The following is a 21178-nucleotide window of genomic DNA, read 5'->3' as shown; positions in this document are numbered from 1 at the left end:
AATGATTCAAGTTAACTGCATAATAAACATTTAATACATAGCCTTATGAAAACGAAAAACATGGCCATTACTCTATTATCATTTTGCTTGATGGCAATTATGATTGGATGTGGTGGAGACGACCCAGTAACAGAAGATGAACCCATTAAAGACGACCCCGTTGAAAACGCACTAAAAATTGTGTTGAAAGCTGAAGATTATAAGCACCAATTTATAGGAGGCGGTGTTTCCATAGGCTTGTTTTTAGGACATCATTACAGTATGAACGCAACTGCTCAAGATGAGGCGATTCGTTTCATTGCGGAGGATTGCAACATGAAATATTTTCAGGATTACATAGAAATTTACCCCGTGGATAATCCAGAATATTTCGATAGAAGAGCTGATTATGTGAAAGCCGCCAAAGTATATCAACCAGATTTGGAGTTTTCGTTGGTAGGCAATAAGTTTCCTGTTGATTTAATGCGCGACATTACCGTTGGTAGCGAAACCCTAAAAGCGTTAAATACGGACGACCCTGAAATTTATGATAAATTGGCAAATTGGTGGTTTCAGTTATTTAAAGGGTTTCAAGAGCGTGGTGTTTCTACCGAAATTTTAAACGTGGTAAATGAGCCCGATTTAGATAGAACTTTTAGAAAGCACCATTACGGACTTAATGGTGATACCAAAGAGGCGGTATCCCGTATTTTTAAACTTGCTGTACCTAAATTTAAAGCGATGTTGGCAGACCCGCTCATTAATACTCTTAATATGAAAGAGCCTTTAATTATGGGCCCTAGCACCATTTCCCCCAACGGTTGTCTTGATTATATGGCGTATTTTAAAACCAACCATCCTGATGTTTGGGCAGACATTGACATTATAGCAACCCATCAATATGAAAATGGCGGGAAACCAGAATTGTTCAAAAATATCGTTAATCAAGCAGAAGGAAAGCCCATTTATCAGTCGGAAACCCATGCCCTAAAAGGCGATGCTATAAATTTAGATGCAATTTTTGCCAGCAGGGATTTAAAAGCGGCACTATCTTTATCAAACTTGTTTTCTACGGCGGTTAACAATGGTGTAAGCTCTTGGTTTTATTTTGAAAACAACTACCCGAATGAAGATGTACACCCTGGTGGCCTTCTAAGCATTCCCTGGGCTGCTGCAAACCCAAAACCGTATAAGCATTATTACGCTTATCGAGAGTTGACTTCGGCACAACCGGCTTCTTCACACGTTATCGGTTATGATATTGAGAGCAATACAGACTCGGAAATTATAGCTTTTAGAAAAAAAGATGAAAATACGGTGTATGCGCATTACACAAATTACAGCGCAAAAGCCAAGGATATTTCAATTACTGTTAAAGGTACAAGTAATGGCATCCTTAAAATATCTGGATATACGTTGATAAGTACCGACGCGGTCAATAACGGAAAGGAAATTGAATCCAAAAATTTACCAACACCCGAAGATTCCGTAACTTTAACTACCGAAGCCCTTTCGGTAAGTACCATAAAAATCACACTATAAAGTTGATAAACACAGCATATAAAAACCACACACCATAAAATAGTTCATCATGTATAAATTTATAATTCTAAGCTTAATGTTTACAGTATTATCTTGTAATACTGTGATTGAAAGACCTGTTTATTCTTCTGAAACATGGGAAAATCCAGAATGGGAAAACCCCGAGATTTTTCAAATTAACAGAGAAGAACCGCGCGCTACATTTTATGTGCATGCTTCAAAAGAAGATGCTTTGGCAAATGCGAGTTGGGAAAAATCATCATTGTATAAATCATTGAACGGGACCTGGGATTTTTATTATGCCGAAAATCCGATGTTAAGACCATCCGATTTTTATAAGGAAGACTTTAATCTCGGTGGTTGGGACAAAATTAACGTGCCGTCCAACTGGGAAATGGAAGGTTTTGGCATTCCTATTTATACGAATATTACCTATGTATTTCCTAAAAACCCTCCGTTTATCCAACATGATTTGAATAACGTGGGAAGCTACAAACGTACATTTGAAGTTGACAACAATTGGACTGAAAAAGAGGTGTTTCTTCATTTTGAAGGTGTAAGTGGTGCCATGTACGTTTGGCTAAACGGACAAAAAGTGGGGTATAGCGAAGGCAGTAAAACACCAGCGGAATTCAATATTTCAAAATATATCAAAAAAGGGAAAAATGATTTGGCGGTTCAGGTATTGCGTTGGTCTGATGCCAGCTATATGGAAGACCAGGATTTTTGGCGATTGAGCGGTATAGAGCGCGATGTCTATTTATACGCTCAGGATAAAGTAAGTTTGAATGATATTGCTATGACTTCTGTGTTGATAAATGATTACAAAGATGGCAGTTTTAAAATTGATTTAGAATTTAAAAACACTACTGATAGTCCTGAAAATAAAAATATTAGCGTACAGCTTTTGGATGGTGAAAAAGAAATTCTGAATCTCTCAAAATCTGAGACGCTTCAACCTGGGATTTCAAAAGTTAATTTTGAAGAAGTTGTTGTGGATGTAAAATCTTGGAATGCCGAACAACCTAATTTATATACTGTTTTAATGACCGTAGGAGAAAAATCCACCGCATTGAAAACAGGCTTTAGAACCGTGGAAATCAAAAACAATCAGGTGCTTGTAAACGGTAAAGCAGTATTGTTCAAAGGTGTGAATCTGCACGACCACGACGAAACCAAAGGGCATGTAATTTCCGAAGAATTGACCATGAAAGATTTAAAGTTGATGAAGGAAAACAATGTGAACTCTATTCGCTGTAGCCACTATCCGAAGAATCCGTTTTTCTACAGATTGTGTGACGAATTTGGCTTTTATGTGATTGATGAGGCAAACATAGAAACCCACGGTATGGGGACTACAAACCAAGGTTTGGACCATAACGAAAAAGCAAAAAAAATACATCCTGCGTATAGACCAGAATGGAAAGCGATGCATTTGGACAGAACGGAACGCATGTACGAACGCGACAAAAATTATACATCAATTATTACATGGTCCTTAGGAAACGAAGCTGGTAATGGCGATAATTTTGTGGCCACTTACGATTGGTTAAAGCAACGTGACAAATCAAGACCTGTGCAATATGAAGGTGCCACAAATTACGAAAATACCGATATCCAAGCACCTATGTACTGGCGCATCCATCACATGATAGACTATGCTGAAAACAACCCTAAACGACCTTTGATTCAATGTGAATATTCGCATGCTATGGGGAACAGTCTTGGCAATTTCCAAGATTATTGGGATGTTATTGAAAAATATGACATCATGCAAGGTGGCTATATCTGGGATTGGGTGGACCAAGGCATTTTGACCGAAAATAACGACGGAGAAGCTTTTTGGGCTTATGGTGGCGATTTAGGTGGTGCTGACATTCAGAATGACGGTAACTTTTGTCTGAATGGTGTTGTAAATCCAGATAGGAGTCCGCATCCTGCTTTGGCGGAAATGAAGAAAGTATATCAGTATATAAAATTTAAATCGAGCAATCCTTCTTCTGGAAAGGTAGAAATTTTCAATAACTATGATTTCATCACTTTGGATGGTTTTGAGTTTAGCTGGGAATTAAAAGAAGACGGGCTTAAAATTGTAGAAGGTCATTTAGAAACCTTGGAAATTGCACCAAATACGTCAACTAAAGTCAGTTTGAAATTGCCAAAATTAGATGTAAATGCTAAAGAATATGTATTGAATGTTTATGCGAAAACCCGAACAGACAAACCATTATTGGATAAAGGATTTACCGTTGCTTACGAACAGTTTGAAATGGGTAATTATAAACCTGAAGTTACGGAAGTTAAAGAAAGTTCCGTATTTAAAATAATTCAAAAAGACAGCTTATTAACCTTGTCTAATGATGTTGTAACTGTAAGATTCAATAAAAATACGGGAATACTTTCTAATCTTGATTATGGGAATGGCAATGTTTTAATTGAAGGCATCAAACCGAATTTTTGGCGCGCCACAACCGATAATGATTTTGGTTTCAACATGCCACAGAAATTTAAAGTTTGGAAAGAAGCAACTGATAACCAGCAACTAACATCTTTTAAGCTAGAAGGCAATCACAAAGATTTGGACGCAAATAGTTTAGAAAATCTTAAAAATTTAAAGTCTGTAAAAGTAGTGTCCACCTTTAATTTACCATCAGTAAATGGAAGCATAGACATGAGTTACACATTGAATTTAAATGGTAGCTTAGAAGTGCACAATCAGCTTAAGAACATCAGTAAAGATTTACCACCGATGCCACGATTTGGTAATAATTTCATTATTAAAAATGAATACCATAACGTGAATTGGTATGGGAAAGGGCCACATGAAAATTATCAAGATAGAAACACATCGGCATTGGTAGGTGTTTATAAAGCTCAAGTAAAAGATTTATATTTCGCCTATATCAGACCACAGGAAAATGGGTATAAAACAGAAACAAGACAAGTAAGTTTTACGAATGAAGCGGGAACTGGAATACAAATTATAAAAGCGTCAGACAACTTTAGTTTTAGTGCACACCATCAATACAATTCAGATTTTGATGCAGGGGAGCAAAAACAGCAACGCCATACGACCGATATTCAAAAACGGGATTTGGTCAACATCAATATCGATTACAAGCAAATGGGCGTTGGTGGAGATGATAGCTGGCAAGCGCAACCTCTGGATAAGTATAAAATTTTTCCGGATAATTTGAGTTATTCTTATGTCATAAAACCCATGGTAAAAAAATAATGGGTTTTATCTGGATAAGTTAACCCAAAATTTTAAGAGAAGAATTCCACTGATAGCTCATTTTTTGGCTACCCTGTTCAATTTTGTTGTTGGATATGGTATCCATTACATTTTCAAATATAGCTTAGGTTATTGAAACCATTAAAAACAATTCTAGTGTGCTAAAATTCGGGTTTCCAACCTGCTTCATAAGTTCTGCTCCATAATGCCATGGCTTTACGATCATACATCATTCCTGTTTTGTCATCAATATCAAACCCTTTATTTATTCTGTAGGCGATATTGGCATAATGCACCATGGCCATGCTTTTACTGGCATCGTCAATGGGTGCGGTTAATTTGGCTTTACCGCGAATGGTATCAAATAGATTTTGCACGTGTTTAGTTGATGTGCTTCCGCCACCGCCTAAAGCTGTGCCAGCTTCTTTTGTTGCCGAATTGTATTCTTTAACTAATTTTCCTTTACGATCATATAGTTTGTATTCATTTCTATTTACAAAAACAGAACCTTCTGTACCGTAAATTACAGTACCACGACCAGACCCATAAGTGCCATAGCTGTTTCGTGCTTTTCCATCCCATTTAATGACTTTTTTATCTGCGAATTTAAAAGTGGCTTCCATATCATCATACATTTCCCAACCATCATTTATAAAATGACGTTTTTCTGCCTCAACATAAACACTTTTAGGGACATCAACTTTTAACGCCCAACGTGCCACGTCAATTTCGTGCGTGCCATTGTTTCCTGCTTCGGCTGTACCATAATCCCAACCATACCAATGCCAATTGTAATCCCAAGTTTCAGAAGTATAATCTCGCCTTGGGGCAGGCCCTTGCCATAAATCCCAATCTAAACCTTCTGGTATTGGTGCGCTTTTTTGTAAAGGCACTTCGTCTCGTCCGTTATTATAAAACGCTACAGCCTTGTAGGGTTTCCCAATAATGCCGTTATGGATTTCATTAATAATTTCTATGGTATGACCAGAAGAACGCTGCTGGTTCCCCATTTGCACCACTTTGTTAAAATGCTTTGATGCTTTTACCAATTGCTCGTTTTCATACATATTATGGCTACATGGTTTTTCAACATACACATGTTTTCCCGCTTGCATGGCCATAATTGAACCTGGTGTATGCCAATGGTCTGGCGTGGCATTTATCAGTACATCAACATCTTTATCGTTCAATACCTTCCTGATATCATTCTCCAGTTCAGGATTGTAATCAATATGTTCCCTGAATTCTTTTAATCCCTTTTCACGTTGACTTTTCATGACATCACATAAATAAAGCAATTTCACGTTGCTTTCCTTTAATCCGATGGGTTGTGTAAAAGCACCCATTCTTCGCCCTAAACCAGCAATGGCAACGTTTAGGCGCTCGTTGGATCCTATGATGTTATTATAACTTTTTGCAGTCATGGCCATTGCTGAACTTCCTACGGTAACTGCGGCACCTGCCAACGTTGTTTTTTTGATAAAATTTCTTCTTGATGTCATAATTCTTAAAGGGATTTTATTTTGATGTTTTTAAAAGCGACACGATCACCGTGGTCTTGCAAAAGAATTTGTCCTTTTTCCAATAACCCGAAATTTGGCCATTTTACATATTTGCTTTTTGAAACCAGTTTTAAAAAGGCTTCGCTACCTCTTTCGTATTCCAAAACCTTCATACCGTTTAGCCAATGCTCAACATGGTTGTCTTTAGAAATGATATAAGCGGTGTTCCACGTTCCAATGAGGTTTATCGGTTTTTCTGGATCTGCTTGGATTAAATCGTATAACGCTGCAACAGTTCGGCTACCTTTATGATTTCCCAATTTGGCATCAGGATGGAGTGCATCGTCCAATATTTGATATTCCAAACCTATGGATGAACCCTTACCTTTATTGATATTGGTATCCACATAATATTTAATGCCGCTATTTGCTCCAGGCGTGAGTTTAAAATCGACTGTCAATTCAAAATCACCGTATAATGCTTCGGTAACAATATCGCCACCTGCGGCAGATTCTGCGCCTCCCGAGGATAATACTATCAATTCGCCATTTTCTATGACCCATCCTTGTTCTGGAAATGCTTCTAATTTTGCACCTCGCCATCCTTCTGTGGTTTTTCCATCCCAAAGCAATTTCCATCCTGAATCTTTTTCCTTAATGGTCAATTGATTTTTGGTTATGATGGGTTTCAATGGACTTTCTTTAGAATATTTCTCTAAATCTTCAGTTAGAATTTTGATGTTTTTCCATGAAATGGTAGTGCCTTCTTTTTGATTGCGATGAATACTATGTACTTGTAAACCGATAAATCCTGATGCCGTTTTGTCGTCAATTAAATATGCCGCAGGAACGTCGTTGATCCATGTTTTAAGAGTATCTCCAATGGCTTCGATTCTGTAATGGTTCCAATCGTTTTGTTTGAAAGCCTTTTGTGCTTCTGGATTATCTTTGAGTGGATTGAGCCATCCTCGTCTGGATTCATCAAAAATACCGGCACTCCAAGCGCGTTTTGATGGGTCAATTTCTATTTGATAGCCATGAACCCGACCATCTCTATAAGTAGGCAAGCTATTGCTTCGTATTTGAATTCCGGAATTCATGGTAGAATCTACCTTATAGTCTAACTCCAAAATAAAGTCGTCGTAATTTTTATCAGTCGTTAAAAACGTATTCGGTGTGTTTTTAACGGTTGTACCTGTAATTACCCCATCATTTATAGTATAAGTGGCTTCTCCTCCTTTAATGTTCCATCCATTTAAGGTATTGTCCTCTATTAAAGATTTCCAAGGTGTACTGTCTTTTTTTCCTTGAGAACATCCTGAAAAACAAATGACTGCAAAAAGAAATACAGTCTGATTTACAAATTTTGACATGTTTAATTTCATTTAGGTTATTATACTTATTACAAAAAAAGTGTATTCAGTAAACAAATCTGTCCTGAAGTGTGTGGTTGAGCTGTACTTATTTAAAAGTGTCAATAAAGATACTCTTTTATAAACTTTCCATTGATATGGACGTTCTCAAAAAAGGATATAAATTCAATGCATTCATTAAAAAAATGTGCTAAACTAAATGATTAGAAATATTTAGATAGGAATATTGTATTCTTAAAAAGAATTTAAAAATCGTGTACATCATTTATCAGCAGTTCCCTGACGTCTCATATCTTCAAGATATTTCCGTGTAATTGGATATTTCCAGACCGGAATTAATGCTATTGAAGCTAATATGGCGGCCGAAAGAAAAATATTATTCATAGTCTAAAAGCGTTTTAACTTCGTATCAAAATCATACTCCTTTTTAATGAGTGCTATTAGCTTCTCGTTAATTGTAATACTGTTATCAATTAGCGCTTAGCCAATTTAGCTTTTCTATGAATATTAATTGAACTCTTGATCTCATATTTGAAAGTTAAACATCAAAAAACAAAGGTTCATAAATTACAGTATTATCACGTATTTTATAAGCAAAATGTAACAATAAAACAGTTGATTTTCATTACATTTAATCTTAAATTTTTTAATACAATATTTTATGGAAAATAGATATAGCAAATGGCACCATCCTTATGTGCCAGCAAAAAAATATAGTAAAAAAGTGGCTTATTTTAGTATGGAATTTGGGATCCACCAATCTTTTAATATTTATTCTGGAGGTTTGGGGTTTTTAGCAGGATCTCATATGCGCTCTGGGTTTGAGTTAAAACAGAACATGATTGGCGTGGGCATGCTCTGGAAATATGGCTACTACGATCAGGCAAGAAACGAAGATCAAACCCTAAAAACAGAGTTTCACGAAAAGCATTTTGATTTTCTGGAAGACACGGGAATAGAGGTTGAAATTACACTTCATAACAATCCGCATGTTAAGGTTCGGGCCTATGTTTTAAAGCCTGAAATTTTTGGGACTGTTCCCATGTATTTTTTAAGTACTAATGTAGATGGAAACGACCATTTATCCAGAACAATCACCAATCATTTATACGATAAAAATCCAGTTACTCGGGTTTCTCAAAGTATTGTGCTGGGAATAGGAGGTGCAAAAGTTGTAGAGGCTTTAGGGGGTGCGGATACCTATCACTTAAACGAAGGGCATGCGTTACCTGCTTTTTATTATTTAAGAGATAGGGGCGTTACAAAAAACCAAATGGTATTTACAACACATACCCCAGAAAAAGCAGGAAACGAAGAGCGGGATGCACGACATTTAAATCGTTGTGGTTTCTTTGGTAGAACCTTGTCTAATAATGATCTTGAAACTGAAATGGTTAACGGTGGTATGATTAATTATACTATTTCCGCATTACGAATGTCTAAAAAGGCAAATGGTGTTTCAAAACTTCACGCAAAAGTGGCGAATGATATGTGGAAGGATTATCCTGGTATAAGTGAAATAATTCCTATTACTAACGCTCAAAATCAAAAGTTTTGGCAGGACGAAAGCATTAAACATACATGGACTTCTAAAAACGTGGGCGGCTATAAGAATAGAAAAATTGAGTTGAAAAAGGCGTTGTGTGGTGAGGTGTTTGAGCAAACAGGAAAAACATTTAACCCTAACATATTAACATTTGTTTGGGCCAGACGATTTGCGGCGTATAAAAGAGCAGACTTACTGTTATACGATTACGACCGTTTTAAAAGGTTGATTTCCAATGAAAAATATCCGGTTCAAATTATTTGGGCAGGTAAGCCCTATCCGTTTGATTATGGTGCTATTGATGTTTTTGACCATCTGGTACATCAATCAAAAAACGAACCTAATTTAGCGGTGTTAATAGGTTATGAAATAGAGCTGTCTAAAACGCTTAAATGCGGATCGGACGTTTGGTTAAATACCCCTAGAATTACACGTGAAGCTTCTGGAACTAGTGGTATGACGGCGGCAATGAATGGTTCTGTAAATGTTTCTACAAATGATGGTTGGATTCCGGAATTTGAAAAAAATGAACAAAATTGCTTTGTGTTGCCTGCTATAGATCATCATTTGCCAACTTGGGATCAAGATAAAATTGATACAGATAACTTGTATGATATTTTAGAACATAAAGTGATTCCAACCTATTATGACAATCCTGAAAAATGGCAAGATATTGTGTTTAAAGCGATGGATGATGTCATTCCAGAATTCACAACACAAAGAATGGCGGACGATTATTATAAGAAATTGTTTTAAATCGAATTACTGAAAGCTTTATTTATTATTGCTGAATTAAACAGATTTTTATAGCAAAATTTTAAACCAATTGCATACAATGCAGTAATCGATTATGAATAGCTTTTAAAATAAGAGCCCTTACAGAAACGTGAGGGCTCTAGTTTTATGCCATGATTGCAATATCTGGTTTAAAAGAATATCAAACAATGACACCAGCACAAGCTATTAATCAAACAAGCCCATTATTTTTTAATAATCTTAAATAAATCACTAGATCCTTTATCCGTGACTTTAATTAAATAAAGACCACTTTGATAGTTGCTAAGATCGATGTTAACCCTGCTACCAGTTACTTTTACCTGTTCAATAATACTACCTTGTATGTTGTATATTGCAACAGATGAAGAATTGGTTAATCCATTTATTGCAACTTCGCCGTAAGTTGGGTTTGGAAACACAGAAATGTTACTTAATTTCTTTTCTCCAACAGATAATGTTCCAGTATAAGTTAAACTAAACCAATCTGCGTTCCATTGCCATTCTGTAGCTCCTGTTGATTCAAAACGAATGGTATGCGTGCCTTCTGAAATGTTAATCTCACCAGATCCTGATTGGATTGTATATATGTCCCAATCCGTTGTTCCTGCTAAAGTTGTTGTGTTCATCAAGACGCCATCTACATATATCTTCACCCCTAATCCTGTTGAGTTTGGAGAACCAATTCTGTATTGAATAGCATACAAACCACTAGCTGGGATATTAACGGTGTAATCTGCCCAGTCGCCAGAAGTATTGAAGTTAAATCCAATAGAGCTTACCATCACCCCATCAGTAGCACCACCAGTATTAACAAAAGTTTCAGCTTCAATTACAATAGTTTTGCTAACATTTACCGTACAGGTAGCAAACACACTAGCATCTACTGCTGAAGTTGCGGTTATAATAGCTGTCCCATCTACAAGTCCCGCGGTTACAACGCCATTTTGGTCAACAGTGACCATACCATTGTTTGATGTCCAGTTAATATCAGTATCTGTTGTATATTCAGGGTTAAGCGTTACAGGAAGCGTTTTGCTTAATCCTGGAAATAAGTTAATGGATGAAGGTATTGATATGGAAACGATATCAACAGAAACAGGATCTGATTGCACGTCTATAGTCACTTCATCAAAAATTGAAGTTACATCATCAGAAGTTGCTCTAATAACAGCTTGACCTACTGATTGCCCGGTTATTTCACCTGTCGATGGGTCAACAGTTGCAACACCTGTATTGCTAGAACTCCATGTTATATCTGTATTGAAAGCGTCTGCGGGTAATGCTATGGCTGTTCGCGTAATAGTTTCTCCAACCTGAACAACTGGCAAGCCATCTTGAATAGTAACGGAAGACACCCGAACGTGGTCTATGATTTCAATGGTTTTGGTTTCGGTATCTAAAATAGTAGTGCCATCTTTTAGAGTCAGTTTAATAGAGTATCCAGTACCTGGAGCAGGCGCAGTAGCTAAGTTATAAGTAACTTCAACCGTTTCATCTCCAAGAGCGTTCACATTTTGAGACCCAGAGCCTAAAATATTCCCATCTTTAATCAATTCCATCATTACTGTACGATTACCCATTATACTAACAGGCACACTTACTGTACCTGTTGTAAACGGACGTAAAAAATCAGGTAATTCTCTGGTAAATATACTTTCCTCTCCTGCAATACGAACATCAACAGTAATAGCGTCTGATATGTTTGTGCCTTTTACTTTTGCAGTTATTACGGCAGAACTTCCAATAATCTTCCCAATTAATTTTCCTGTTGCAAGTACAGAAACATTCGCTTCATTACTTGAAGTCCACTCTATTTCAGGAGCATTTTCTGGTGTTGGAGTAAGTTGTAGTGTTAATGGTGTGTTTACATATTGATCCACAGTAATGTGGTCACCTTCTAAAATGTCAATTGAAGTTACTGTTGCTGTTTCAAAAGGAATAGCAGTAATGGTTTTTGTTGCAAAAATGCTACCATTCTCAGTACTTGTTGCCGTAATTAGTGTAACACCAGAATCTGCCACAGCGGTTACTACGCCATTTTCATCAACAGTAGCAACGTTAGAATCAGAAGACGTCCAAGTTAAACCTTTGTTTGAGGCATCTGTTGGTGTGAAAACTGGCACAATCCCTAAATTATTACCATTCATTAATGACTCATCACTACCCAAGGAAATTGATGTTAAAGGTATTGCAGTATCCTCAGTTCTTCCTGGATCTTGATCCATATCCCAAACTTGAAGCATTACCGTTGTAAAATCGGCATTTTGTTGACGTTCAAAATAAACTGTATTATTACCGTTGTTTAAGAATTCAATAGGAATTTCGATTTCCAACACACCAAACCAGCCACCGCCATAAACACTAGCAACGTGGCCACGAGGGTTAAGTAACATAGGGCTTTGGGTAACAACTTCGTTTCCATTTACTTTTAATGATATTACTTTTATGCTCTTCCCGTCTCCTGCATCGGTCGGATTGTAGAAAAACCCACCAATTCTTACCATGGCTTCACCTTTTGCTGGTTTTACAACATTTTTAACGGTAGTTGTCAGCTTATTTTGTCCTGTTAGACGACATAACTGAGTGCCTCTTGAGTTGGTGGCTGTTGTAAGTGCATCAGACATGTATTTCGTTTCCCTGGATTCTATATCTATTTCAACCGTGTTCGCATAGGTGTAATCTAATACGATAGTTGAATTTGGTTTTAATGTGACCTGCGCTGGTGCTGTATCTAAGTCAACAACCGATAAATCTGGCTCCCCTTGAGTTCCTAAATTAGGATTGAAGAATAAATGGCGCATTTGTACACTATTTACCGTATTTGCGGTTGCCGAATTAAAGGTGTTCAAATGAATGGTTTTAATATCATCATTCGTATTGTTCAAAATAAGGTACACATGTTTATCTTTTACGTATGCATCCACCTGAACATCTAGGGTGTTCGATTTTGTGTCAATACGCGTGCCATCAACATCTTTCCATAATTCGAAATAATAAATAATGGGGCTCCATTGCCATCCTCCAGAAGGTTCTCCAATAACATAGTTTTCACCTTGCCATGTGCCAACTGGTTCAAATAAAGTAGATCCGTCATAACGTTGTACATCACCAGTACCAGTTCCTCCTTTAACAAAAGCACCCCAAACAGCTTTAGCGGGTGTAAATGGCATACTCATTACCACATGCGATGGACGCTCTAAAATCTCCATAAACATTTGGTTAAAAGGCTTCAGAAATTCCCAATCACGTCTTCTGTCGGGGAGTGAGTTGATATAGTCTGTGTTTACTGCACCAAATTCTGAAATTACAAGGTCTTTTTTATCTCCAAATTTCAAATAATCATACCATTCTAGTTGATCTAACATGGCTTCTGTATGCCCGCCCGAGCGAATGGTAGCTTGATTTGCGTTTGCATTTGGCCAATCATAAAGGTGAACGCCATAAAAATCCATGTCCGCACCAGCGTGATCAATAAATCCTTGCCACAGGTAATCCCATTGCCACCAAGCATCCTGACGTTTGTCCCAAGCTTTAGGCCAGCCATTTACGCCAGATAGCATATTCTCATAAAGCGGAATCATTGGGTTGTCAGGCTCTAACCATTGTGTCCAGTACGTTAATGGTGATCGCGTAGGAATGCCATCTGGTTTGAAGAAATCCAATTGGCCCCAAGTCATGCCTCCAATTTTAGGTGCTTTAGCTCCTAATTTTGCTCTCACATTTTGAGCTACTAATTTATGGTATTCCCAATTTTTCTCAAGGCTTGAAATAATCATCCCGAATTGTGGGTTCATAAAATTCATATCGGGTTCATTGTAAACCTCCCAGTATTTTGGAAGTGGATCTCCAATATCACCAGATGATTTTGCAAAATAATGGTCTAAATACAAGGCAGTCCATTCTGCTCCAGCATCAACATCTTTTATAAACCAACCGCCTTTACCTCTTCCAAAACCTTCAAACCAAGAAAGCCCCGAATACATAGGACTTGTATCATTGATGCCCATAATCATATTAATGGACTTACTTCTATATTGACGACGTGAAGCAAAATCAGGAGAATCGCTCCAATTTTTCAATCCGTTGCCGTGTGTTATCATTTGAGCTTCATATGGCCACCCTGGGTTATTAGGATCTTCTTCTACACCTTGCATTTTCCAGGTTGCAGAGCCTGTTTCCCTACCAAAATAGACGCCCAAATCGTTTATCAGATAATCTAATTTGTCTTCTTCACCGTTCCAGTCGTTTTCTGTAGGTGAGGAATGGATGGTCATGTGTCTTTCTCTTCCAAAATCTGACACGCCTTCCACGGAGTGTTTCATGTTAAGATTTACATCAACCTGAATGTTTTGTGAATAGCAGCTATTTCCAATAGGAATAATTATTATCAATAAAATGAGTAGTAGTTTTTTCATAATGCCTTCGTTTAGTGGTTGCCTTCCTAGCATTACAAAGTTTGAAAGAAATAAGCTTTTAAAAACAGAAAGAAACTTGATTCAAACTAGACAAGAATATAAAGTATCGATAAACGCCTTATTTCACGGATTATTAACTTGAAAGAAACTTGACAGGTTGATGATTAAGAGTTTCAATATTGAGCTTTTGAAAGTGTTGAATATTGAGAAATAATGAATTTGTAATATGAAGATATTGTGTTGTTCCCGAAGTTGAATTAGTAGGTTGCCACCAAAATAAGTTCGGTAGCAGATGGAAGTTTTTCTTTTTTCCGCTGGCTATCCGGAATTTAGAATTTGGGTGTTTTTCGTTTTTAAATACTATTATTTATGCTTCAACGTAATCTCAACCACTCCATTGCCACCTCTAGTGCCCCAATGTCCCGCATTACTCCCAGTTAAAACTTTAACCGATTTAATTTGTTCGGGAACAACTCCTGAGATATCGCCAGTTACTATCCCGTCAACCACCAATAAGGCATAAGGACTTGCTAAAATAGAGTTTGGGCCCTGGCCGCCTAAAATAATTTGATTGCCAGAAGCGCCAAAAGTGTTTCCCCCAGAACTGTTAGCTGTTACAGAGGTTACTCTTGCGCTTGGATGTACGTATTGAATCACGTCATATACTGTAAGAAGCTGGTCAAAGTTATTGTTCTCATCTATCAAATTGTTAATGCAATAATCCAGGTCCGATTGATGCATATGCTTTTTACGAACCACTTCCTTAAAAGCATTTTTGCTATTGATTAATATTAAATTAACTTTTAAGCTATCGGTATCTTCTATTTTAATGGTTTGGTTTTGGAACCCCGCAGCCTTAAACGTCAGCTTGTCTTTTTTACGACATTCAATTGTGAAATAACCAAGTGAATCTGTAATTGTTTCTGTTTTAAGTTTTTTTGAAGATACAGACACGTTATTTATAGGATATGCTTTAAAAGCGACTACTTTTCCCGTTAATTTTTTGTTTTGAGCATAATTTATGTTAAGCCCAATGAAGAATAAAATGCCGAAAGCTAAAATAGATGATTTCATTATTTAAAATGCTATTAAATTGCGGTACTAAGATAAGCGTTATAATATTAATTTCATTTGCACGGAGTAAAATAATGAGGCAATTTGTAATGATTCTATAAAGAATTTATTAGTGAAACCCAAAACTTAAAAGCACAGCGCATTAAGTTTTGATGGTTGCCCCGATTTTTAGCGGGATATCAGTTTTAACCTGCCAGCCCTGTCTGCCGACGGGCAGGCGGCAGGCTGGTACCTCGAAACTTGCTCCGGAATGTAAAAAAGTTTTTTCCGTTGAATACCTCGCACGGCCTCGAGGATATTTATCTATAATGTTTTGTCTAATGCCCCTTTATGAGTACAGAAAACAGCTGCTATTATTAATTGAGCTCATATTTGATAAGATGTTTACTTGTATGTTTTATTTAATGATTTCTACTTTTAATGGGCTACCTAATTTCTTTGAGAAGTTGCTTAAATACTGTTCCCATTCGTATTGATTTTTAAACTGCTCGCTTTTTTGCCATGTAAAACCAGCATAATATTCGGTTTTACCATTAATGACTTTTAAATGTGCAAAAGCATTGCTTAAGTCTTTTTCTGCGGTATCATATTTCTCATAACCAGTATAATAATTTGGAGCAGCAACTATAGCTGTCCCAATTTCAGAATCGGCATGTGGTTGCCAATAATTTACCCATGTTTCATCTTTATGTGAGGTTACCACACCATCTTTTTCATGGAGTGTTAAACCGGCTGATAGTGTGTCAACACCTTCAATATGAATTTCAAACTTTGAAAGGTTATTGCCATAATCTAAACTAATGGTTTTAGATTCTTTTATTAGAGTACCATCTGCCTCCCAAACACCATAATCTAAATTAAAGCTGGTGCGAATAGGTCCATTTGTAATGGTTTTATAGCTGATAAAGTTTTTTGAAATATAATACGTACTGTCTTTTTTATAAGCAGTACCTCCAACACCACGACTACTGCCTACATGAAAATTGTCCAAACCTTCGCCTGTATCTTCATGGTAAGTGCCCGTTTTTTCGGTGTATTTTTTATACCATTTATCAATTATTGGGTAGTCCACCCGTTTTAACCATGCATCAATACCGCTAGAAAGCGTGCCTTCTTTTAGGTTGTTTTCAAATCTGTATTGCGCATTCGGACCGTAAGTTCTAAAAGCTACTTTGTTGTTTTCCCATGCATAATCATCGGTACGTTCTGGCACAAAACGGGAATAACATATAATTTCATCTTTTTGCTGTTCATCTCCTTTAAGCTGAACCAATTGATAAGAACCTTCGGAATTTGCTTTAATATTCGGTTGAAATAATAAAACATCCATAACACCATCATCATTAGTGTCAATTAACTGTGAGGTTAATGATTTTTCAGTTGAAATATCCTTAACCCCAAAATTATCGATACTTTCAAGACCCAAACTGGATTTTGAAATTTCAACAGTTTCAAATTGTCTATCTAAATCCAGGTCATTTGAAATTTTAATTGTAATAGGCTGCTCTTTTTGAGAACAGGATGGAATTGTGAACAACAAAATTCCGATCGAAAAAATCTTAATTAGTTTCATTGGTTGAAAAATTTGTAATTAGCCGTATTTAATTTTTTCTATTTGATAAATACCCACCTACCGACAGGCAGGTGGGTTATGGGCTTATTTTAAATCAGGAATGTTGGCAACATCCATATCAGAATAGTCCAGATTTTCACCGGCCATTCCCCAAATGAAAGTGTAATTACTGGTTCCTGAACCAGAGTGGATAGACCATGGTGGAGATATTACAGCTTCATCATTTTGCATCCAAATATGGCGTGTCTCATCGGTTTGTCCCATAAAGTGGCAAACAGATTGTCCTTCAGGAACTTCAACATATAAATATACTTCCATACGCCTGTCGTGTACATGGGCGGGCATAGTGTTCCAGCAACTTCCAGATTTTAAGGATGTCATCCCCATTTGTAATTGACACACATCAACCACGCTATTTACAATATACTTTCTTAAGGTACGGGCATTTGCGGTTTCAGGAGCGCCAAGTTCCACTACTTCAACATCATTAATGCCTATTTTTTTGTTTGGGTATGCTTTATGAGCAGGTGTGGAGTTGATGTAAAACTTTGCGGGATGATCTGCCGATGCGCTTGAAAACGACACATCCTTATTGCCTTGTCCTATATATAAAGCTTCTTTGTGGTCTAAATTATAAGAAGTGCCATCTACAGAAACTGTACCGCTCCCGCCAATATTTATAACACCTAATTCTCTTCGTTGTAAAAAGTAGTCTGCTTTTAGCGGATCTATAGTTTCCAGTTTAACGCTTTGTTTTACAGGCACAACACCTGCAATTATATAGCGGTCATAATGTGTATAGACAAAATTCAGCTTGTCGTTTTCAAATATATTCTGCACTAAAAACTCATCTCTAAGTTCCTGAGTATCCATTTTTTTTACTTCTCTTGGCGAGGCTGCGTATCTTACTTCAAAGTTTTGTTTCATTGTAATAATTGTTTATTTGATAATAAATTTCAGTAAAAATAGTAAATTTATTTTAAAATACAATCGATTGTATTTTAAATTTTTTTTCATATATTTGTTTCATCTATTTTTAGAAAATAGTATTACATAATAATTATAACCTTAAATAGCTTTAAATGAATTACACATTTCCTCGTTCGTTAAAACAACTTTTGTTCACTATTCTAGCAACTGTTTGTATTGTTTTTTCAAGTTTTGGACAATCCATTAACCCTGTATCGGTAAGAAAGGAAATGAAACGTGTTGCCGATTGGCAAATTGAACATTTTAGGGATACTTATAGTGGTAGGGAAAAACCGCATCATATTGCCGATTGGACCAACGGTGCGCTTTATGTTGGTATGGTTAAGTATGCCGAAATGGCTAAAGACGACCGTTATTTTGAGTGGTTGAAGTCAGTTGGTGAACAGCAAAATTGGAAATTGCACCATAGAAAATATATGGCAGATGACCATGTTGTGGGGCAGATGTATCTAGAGTTATTTAGAGAGTATAGCGATAGTACGATGATTAAAGGTGTAAAAAAGGGACTGGATTTTGTTTTAGAAAACCCAAGCAAACAACCTATTACATTGGATAAATATAAGCACCTTGAACGTTGGACCTGGTGTGATGCCTTATTTATGGGGCCTCCGCTTTGGGCGCAAATGGCAAAAATTACTGGAGAACAGAAATACTCCGATTTTATGATGGCCGAATATAAAGCTACCTACGATCATTTATTTGATGAAGATGAAAGTTTGTTTTACCGCGATAACAGTTTTATAGGTAAACTGGACGGTGGCAAAAAAATATTTTGGTCCAGAGGAAACGGTTGGGTTTTTGGAGGTTTAACACTATTAATGGATGAATATGAACCTGGTTCTAAGGAATATGAGTATTTTAAGGATATCTATTTAAGAATGGCTAAAAAGCTGATTGAAATACAGACTCCAGAAGGCCATTGGGCAATGAGTTTACTGAACGATGAATTGTATCCAACACCAGAAACTAGTGGCACTTCTTTTTTTACCTTCGGATTGGCATGGGGCGTAAACAAAGGGCTGTTAGATAAAGATACTTACGAGCCACATATAAAACGTGCTTGGAATACTTTAAGAAGTCATATTACAAAAGATGGCATGTTAGGATATGTACAACCCATTGGTGCTGCTCCGGGAGAAGCTTGGGCTGATAAAACCGAAGTTTACGGTTCGGGTGCTTTTTTGGCAGCAGGAGCAGAAGTTTATAAACTCTATGGCGGACAACCCATTTTTCAAATTAAAAAGCCGGATTATAAAAAAAAAAGTCCTAAAACCGGAATGACCCGCAAGCATTGGCTGGATGCTGCTCAATATATGTTAGAGGGTGCTTTTAGTTATGTAAATTCGTATAACGATCCTTTAAAATTTCCAAAAATAGGAAATGTGGCATACCCTAGAAACAAGGGGCAGGTTCCTGTTGAAAAATTGGAAGGTTTATGTAGAACATTATTTGTTGCTGCACCTTTGCTAAAGGAAAACCCAGAATTAACTATTAACGGAATTAAGGTTGCTGAGTATTATCGTAAAAATATCTTGAATCTCATAGACCCAAACCACCCATCATTCATTAAAGATAAAACCGGTAGTTGGCCAGGACAAACCTTGGTGGAGTTTGGTGCTTTATCAATGTCTATGTCCATGATTCCAGAAGTGCTTTGGGACCCATTTACACAGGAGCAAAAAGATATTTTAGCGCGAAAAATGATAAGCTATGGCGATGGAAATACGGTACCATCAAACTGGAAATTCTTCAATATTTTCGTGTTGAGTTTCTTTAAAGATCAAGGCTACCCAGTAAACGAAACCTTGCTGGTGGATTATTTAGATAAATCTTTAGAGCATTACCGAGGAGATGGTTGGTATAACGATAATCCAGCCTATGATTACTACAGCATGTGGGCATTTCAAATGTACGGGCCCATGTGGTCTGAGCTTTTCGGAAAAAAATATTATCCAGAACACGCAGAGAAATTCAAAGCCAATTTTTTACCGGTTGCAGAAAACTATCCTTATATGTTCGGCAAAGATGGTAAAATGATTATGTGGGGGCGGAGCATTACCTATCGTTTTGCTTCGGTAAGTCCATTTCCTTTATTAAGCCTTTACGAAGATGATTTGGAAAATGCCAACTGGGGCGGATTCAGACGTACATCATCTGGGGTATTGTTACAGTTTTTACAACATCCAGAGTTTATGAAGGATGGCGTGCCAACACTCGGGTTTTATGGAGCTTTCGATCCTTCTACCCAACCTTATAGTTGTCGTGGGAGTGTCTATTGGATGGGGAAAGCCTTTTTAAGTTTGTTATCTCCAGAAGATAGTGAATTTTGGCAAGCTGAAGAAAATGATGGTGTTTGGGAAAACGAATTAAAGAACACCACGGTTACCAATCATTTTTATAAAGGTGCTGACATTTTGGTAACTAATTATAATGATATTGGCGCATCGGAGATTAGAGCTTGGTGCAAAGTGCCTAGAAAAGATATTAAAGAGCCTTTCCGTTCTAGCGAAAATTATAATAAGCTATCCTACAATTCGGCATTTCCTTGGCAATCAGATAATTCAGAAGGTGTTGCTGCTATGAACTATGTCTTTAAAACAAATACGGAAGAAAGTCCGTATGAGTCCGGACATCTTTATGATTTTAAAACATTTGAAGATGGGGTGTATTATAGACAATTGAAATCAGAATACATTGAAAACACAACATTACAACTAGCTGATATTCCTCTAAAAAATGGTATTTTAAGAGTTGATAAAATTGAAACAGACAAAAATGTATCATTTAAATTAGGACATTATGCATTGTCGCATAGCAATGGTTTTATCAAAAAAGAAGTTCGGAATATTAACGGTAAGGATGTTCATATCATTGATAATGGCACCTATCAATTAGCACTTGTTCCTGTAAAGGGGTGGGATAATATCAATACCATTACATCTACAAACATACATCCAGAAACTTTGGAAAGTACGGTAATAAATGTAGGTGAAAATTTTAATCCAAAAGAAGATTGTCCCATTTTGGTAACAGCTATGCTTTGGAAGAATTCAGGTGAGCCATTTTCAGATGAAGAGTTAACGGTTGTAAAGAAAGTAAAGTTTAAAAAGAAAAAAAATCAAGTTTTAATTGTAAATTCTGATACATCTAAACGAATCATTAGCTTTTAGGT

Annotated in this window: 11 protein-coding genes; 4 read left to right on the top strand and 7 right to left on the bottom strand. The window is 36.7% G+C overall.

Annotated features, from left to right (window positions below; all coding sequences use genetic code 11):
- Positions 1–45 precede the first annotated feature (45 nt).
- Together ABXQ82_RS08830 and ABXQ82_RS08825 are read left to right on the top strand one after the other, a co-directional pair.
- Positions 46–1521, top strand: coding sequence for a hypothetical protein (locus ABXQ82_RS08830; protein ID WP_367057959.1), 1476 nt, complete (start codon positions 46–48; stop codon positions 1519–1521).
- 49 nt (positions 1522–1570) lie between these two features.
- Positions 1571–4756 (top strand): glycoside hydrolase family 2 TIM barrel-domain containing protein, encoded by a 3186-nt coding sequence (locus ABXQ82_RS08825; protein WP_367057956.1) that lies wholly within the window; start codon positions 1571–1573, stop codon positions 4754–4756.
- A 161-nt stretch (positions 4757–4917) separates the two neighbouring features.
- Here ABXQ82_RS08825 and ABXQ82_RS08820 read toward each other — a convergent pair whose 3' ends face one another.
- From ABXQ82_RS08820 to ABXQ82_RS08810, 3 genes are all read right to left on the bottom strand, one after another.
- Entirely contained in the window at positions 4918–6258 is a 1341-nt protein-coding gene (locus ABXQ82_RS08820; protein WP_367057953.1) for a Gfo/Idh/MocA family oxidoreductase, read from the bottom strand.
- Between the two features lie 5 nt (positions 6259–6263).
- On the bottom strand, positions 6264–7631 hold the full coding sequence (locus ABXQ82_RS08815) for a DUF1080 domain-containing protein (protein ID WP_367057950.1): 1368 nt from the start codon (positions 7629–7631) through the stop codon (positions 6264–6266).
- A gap of 261 nt (positions 7632–7892) precedes the next feature.
- On the bottom strand, positions 7893–8015 hold the full coding sequence (locus ABXQ82_RS08810; RefSeq protein ID WP_367057947.1) for a hypothetical protein: 123 nt from the start codon (positions 8013–8015) through the stop codon (positions 7893–7895).
- Positions 8016–8292: 277 nt separating this feature from the next.
- Between ABXQ82_RS08810 and glgP the strand changes: the two genes are divergently transcribed.
- The gene (gene glgP, locus ABXQ82_RS08805) at positions 8293–9933 is read left to right on the top strand and encodes an alpha-glucan family phosphorylase (protein WP_367057944.1); all 1641 of its coding nucleotides are present in this window, start codon (positions 8293–8295) and stop codon (positions 9931–9933) included.
- A 224-nt stretch (positions 9934–10157) separates the two neighbouring features.
- Here the strand turns inward: glgP and ABXQ82_RS08800 are convergent, their stop codons facing one another.
- The 4 genes from ABXQ82_RS08800 to kduI form a co-directional block, all read right to left on the bottom strand.
- Entirely contained in the window at positions 10158–14369 is a 4212-nt protein-coding gene (locus tag ABXQ82_RS08800; RefSeq protein ID WP_367057941.1) for an Ig-like domain-containing protein, read from the bottom strand.
- Positions 14370–14732: 363 nt separating this feature from the next.
- Positions 14733–15443 (bottom strand): carboxypeptidase-like regulatory domain-containing protein, encoded by a 711-nt coding sequence (locus ABXQ82_RS08795; protein ID WP_367057939.1) that lies wholly within the window; start codon positions 15441–15443, stop codon positions 14733–14735.
- Between the two features lie 397 nt (positions 15444–15840).
- On the bottom strand, positions 15841–17016 hold the full coding sequence (locus ABXQ82_RS08790; RefSeq protein WP_367057937.1) for a DUF4861 family protein: 1176 nt from the start codon (positions 17014–17016) through the stop codon (positions 15841–15843).
- 84 nt (positions 17017–17100) lie between these two features.
- On the bottom strand, positions 17101–17943 hold the full coding sequence (gene kduI, locus ABXQ82_RS08785; RefSeq protein WP_367057935.1) for a 5-dehydro-4-deoxy-D-glucuronate isomerase: 843 nt from the start codon (positions 17941–17943) through the stop codon (positions 17101–17103).
- Positions 17944–18098: 155 nt separating this feature from the next.
- Here kduI and ABXQ82_RS08780 point away from each other — a divergent pair, with 155 nt between their 5' ends.
- A complete protein-coding gene (locus ABXQ82_RS08780) occupies positions 18099–21176 on the top strand; it encodes a DUF2264 domain-containing protein (protein ID WP_367057933.1) in 3078 nt (1025 codons plus the stop codon).
- Positions 21177–21178: the final 2 nt, after the last annotated feature.

The sequence above is a fragment of the Algibacter sp. 2305UL17-15 genome (assembly GCF_040720935.1).
Taxonomy (GTDB): Bacteria; Bacteroidota; Bacteroidia; order Flavobacteriales; family Flavobacteriaceae; genus Jejuia.
Note: the sequence above shows the minus strand (reverse complement) of the source record. Positions and strands in the feature narration are given on the sequence as shown.

What these genes read in the sequence shown, in the direction of transcription:
- ABXQ82_RS08790 (WP_367057937.1), bottom strand. Translation starts at nt 17,016, where the DNA reads ATGAAACTAATTAAGATTTTTTCGATCGGAATTTTGTTGTTCACAATT.
- ABXQ82_RS08780 (WP_367057933.1), top strand. Translation starts at nt 18,099, where the DNA reads ATGAATTACACATTTCCTCGTTCGTTAAAACAACTTTTGTTCACTATT.
- glgP (WP_367057944.1), top strand. Translation starts at nt 8,293, where the DNA reads ATGGAAAATAGATATAGCAAATGGCACCATCCTTATGTGCCAGCAAAA.
- kduI (WP_367057935.1), bottom strand. Translation starts at nt 17,943, where the DNA reads ATGAAACAAAACTTTGAAGTAAGATACGCAGCCTCGCCAAGAGAAGTA.
- ABXQ82_RS08810 (WP_367057947.1), bottom strand. Translation starts at nt 8,015, where the DNA reads ATGAATAATATTTTTCTTTCGGCCGCCATATTAGCTTCAATAGCATTA.
- ABXQ82_RS08825 (WP_367057956.1), top strand. Translation starts at nt 1,571, where the DNA reads ATGTATAAATTTATAATTCTAAGCTTAATGTTTACAGTATTATCTTGT.
- ABXQ82_RS08830 (WP_367057959.1), top strand. Translation starts at nt 46, where the DNA reads ATGAAAACGAAAAACATGGCCATTACTCTATTATCATTTTGCTTGATG.
- ABXQ82_RS08795 (WP_367057939.1), bottom strand. Translation starts at nt 15,443, where the DNA reads ATGAAATCATCTATTTTAGCTTTCGGCATTTTATTCTTCATTGGGCTT.
- ABXQ82_RS08820 (WP_367057953.1), bottom strand. Translation starts at nt 6,258, where the DNA reads ATGACATCAAGAAGAAATTTTATCAAAAAAACAACGTTGGCAGGTGCC.
- ABXQ82_RS08815 (WP_367057950.1), bottom strand. Translation starts at nt 7,631, where the DNA reads ATGTCAAAATTTGTAAATCAGACTGTATTTCTTTTTGCAGTCATTTGT.
- ABXQ82_RS08800 (WP_367057941.1), bottom strand. Translation starts at nt 14,369, where the DNA reads ATGAAAAAACTACTACTCATTTTATTGATAATAATTATTCCTATTGGA.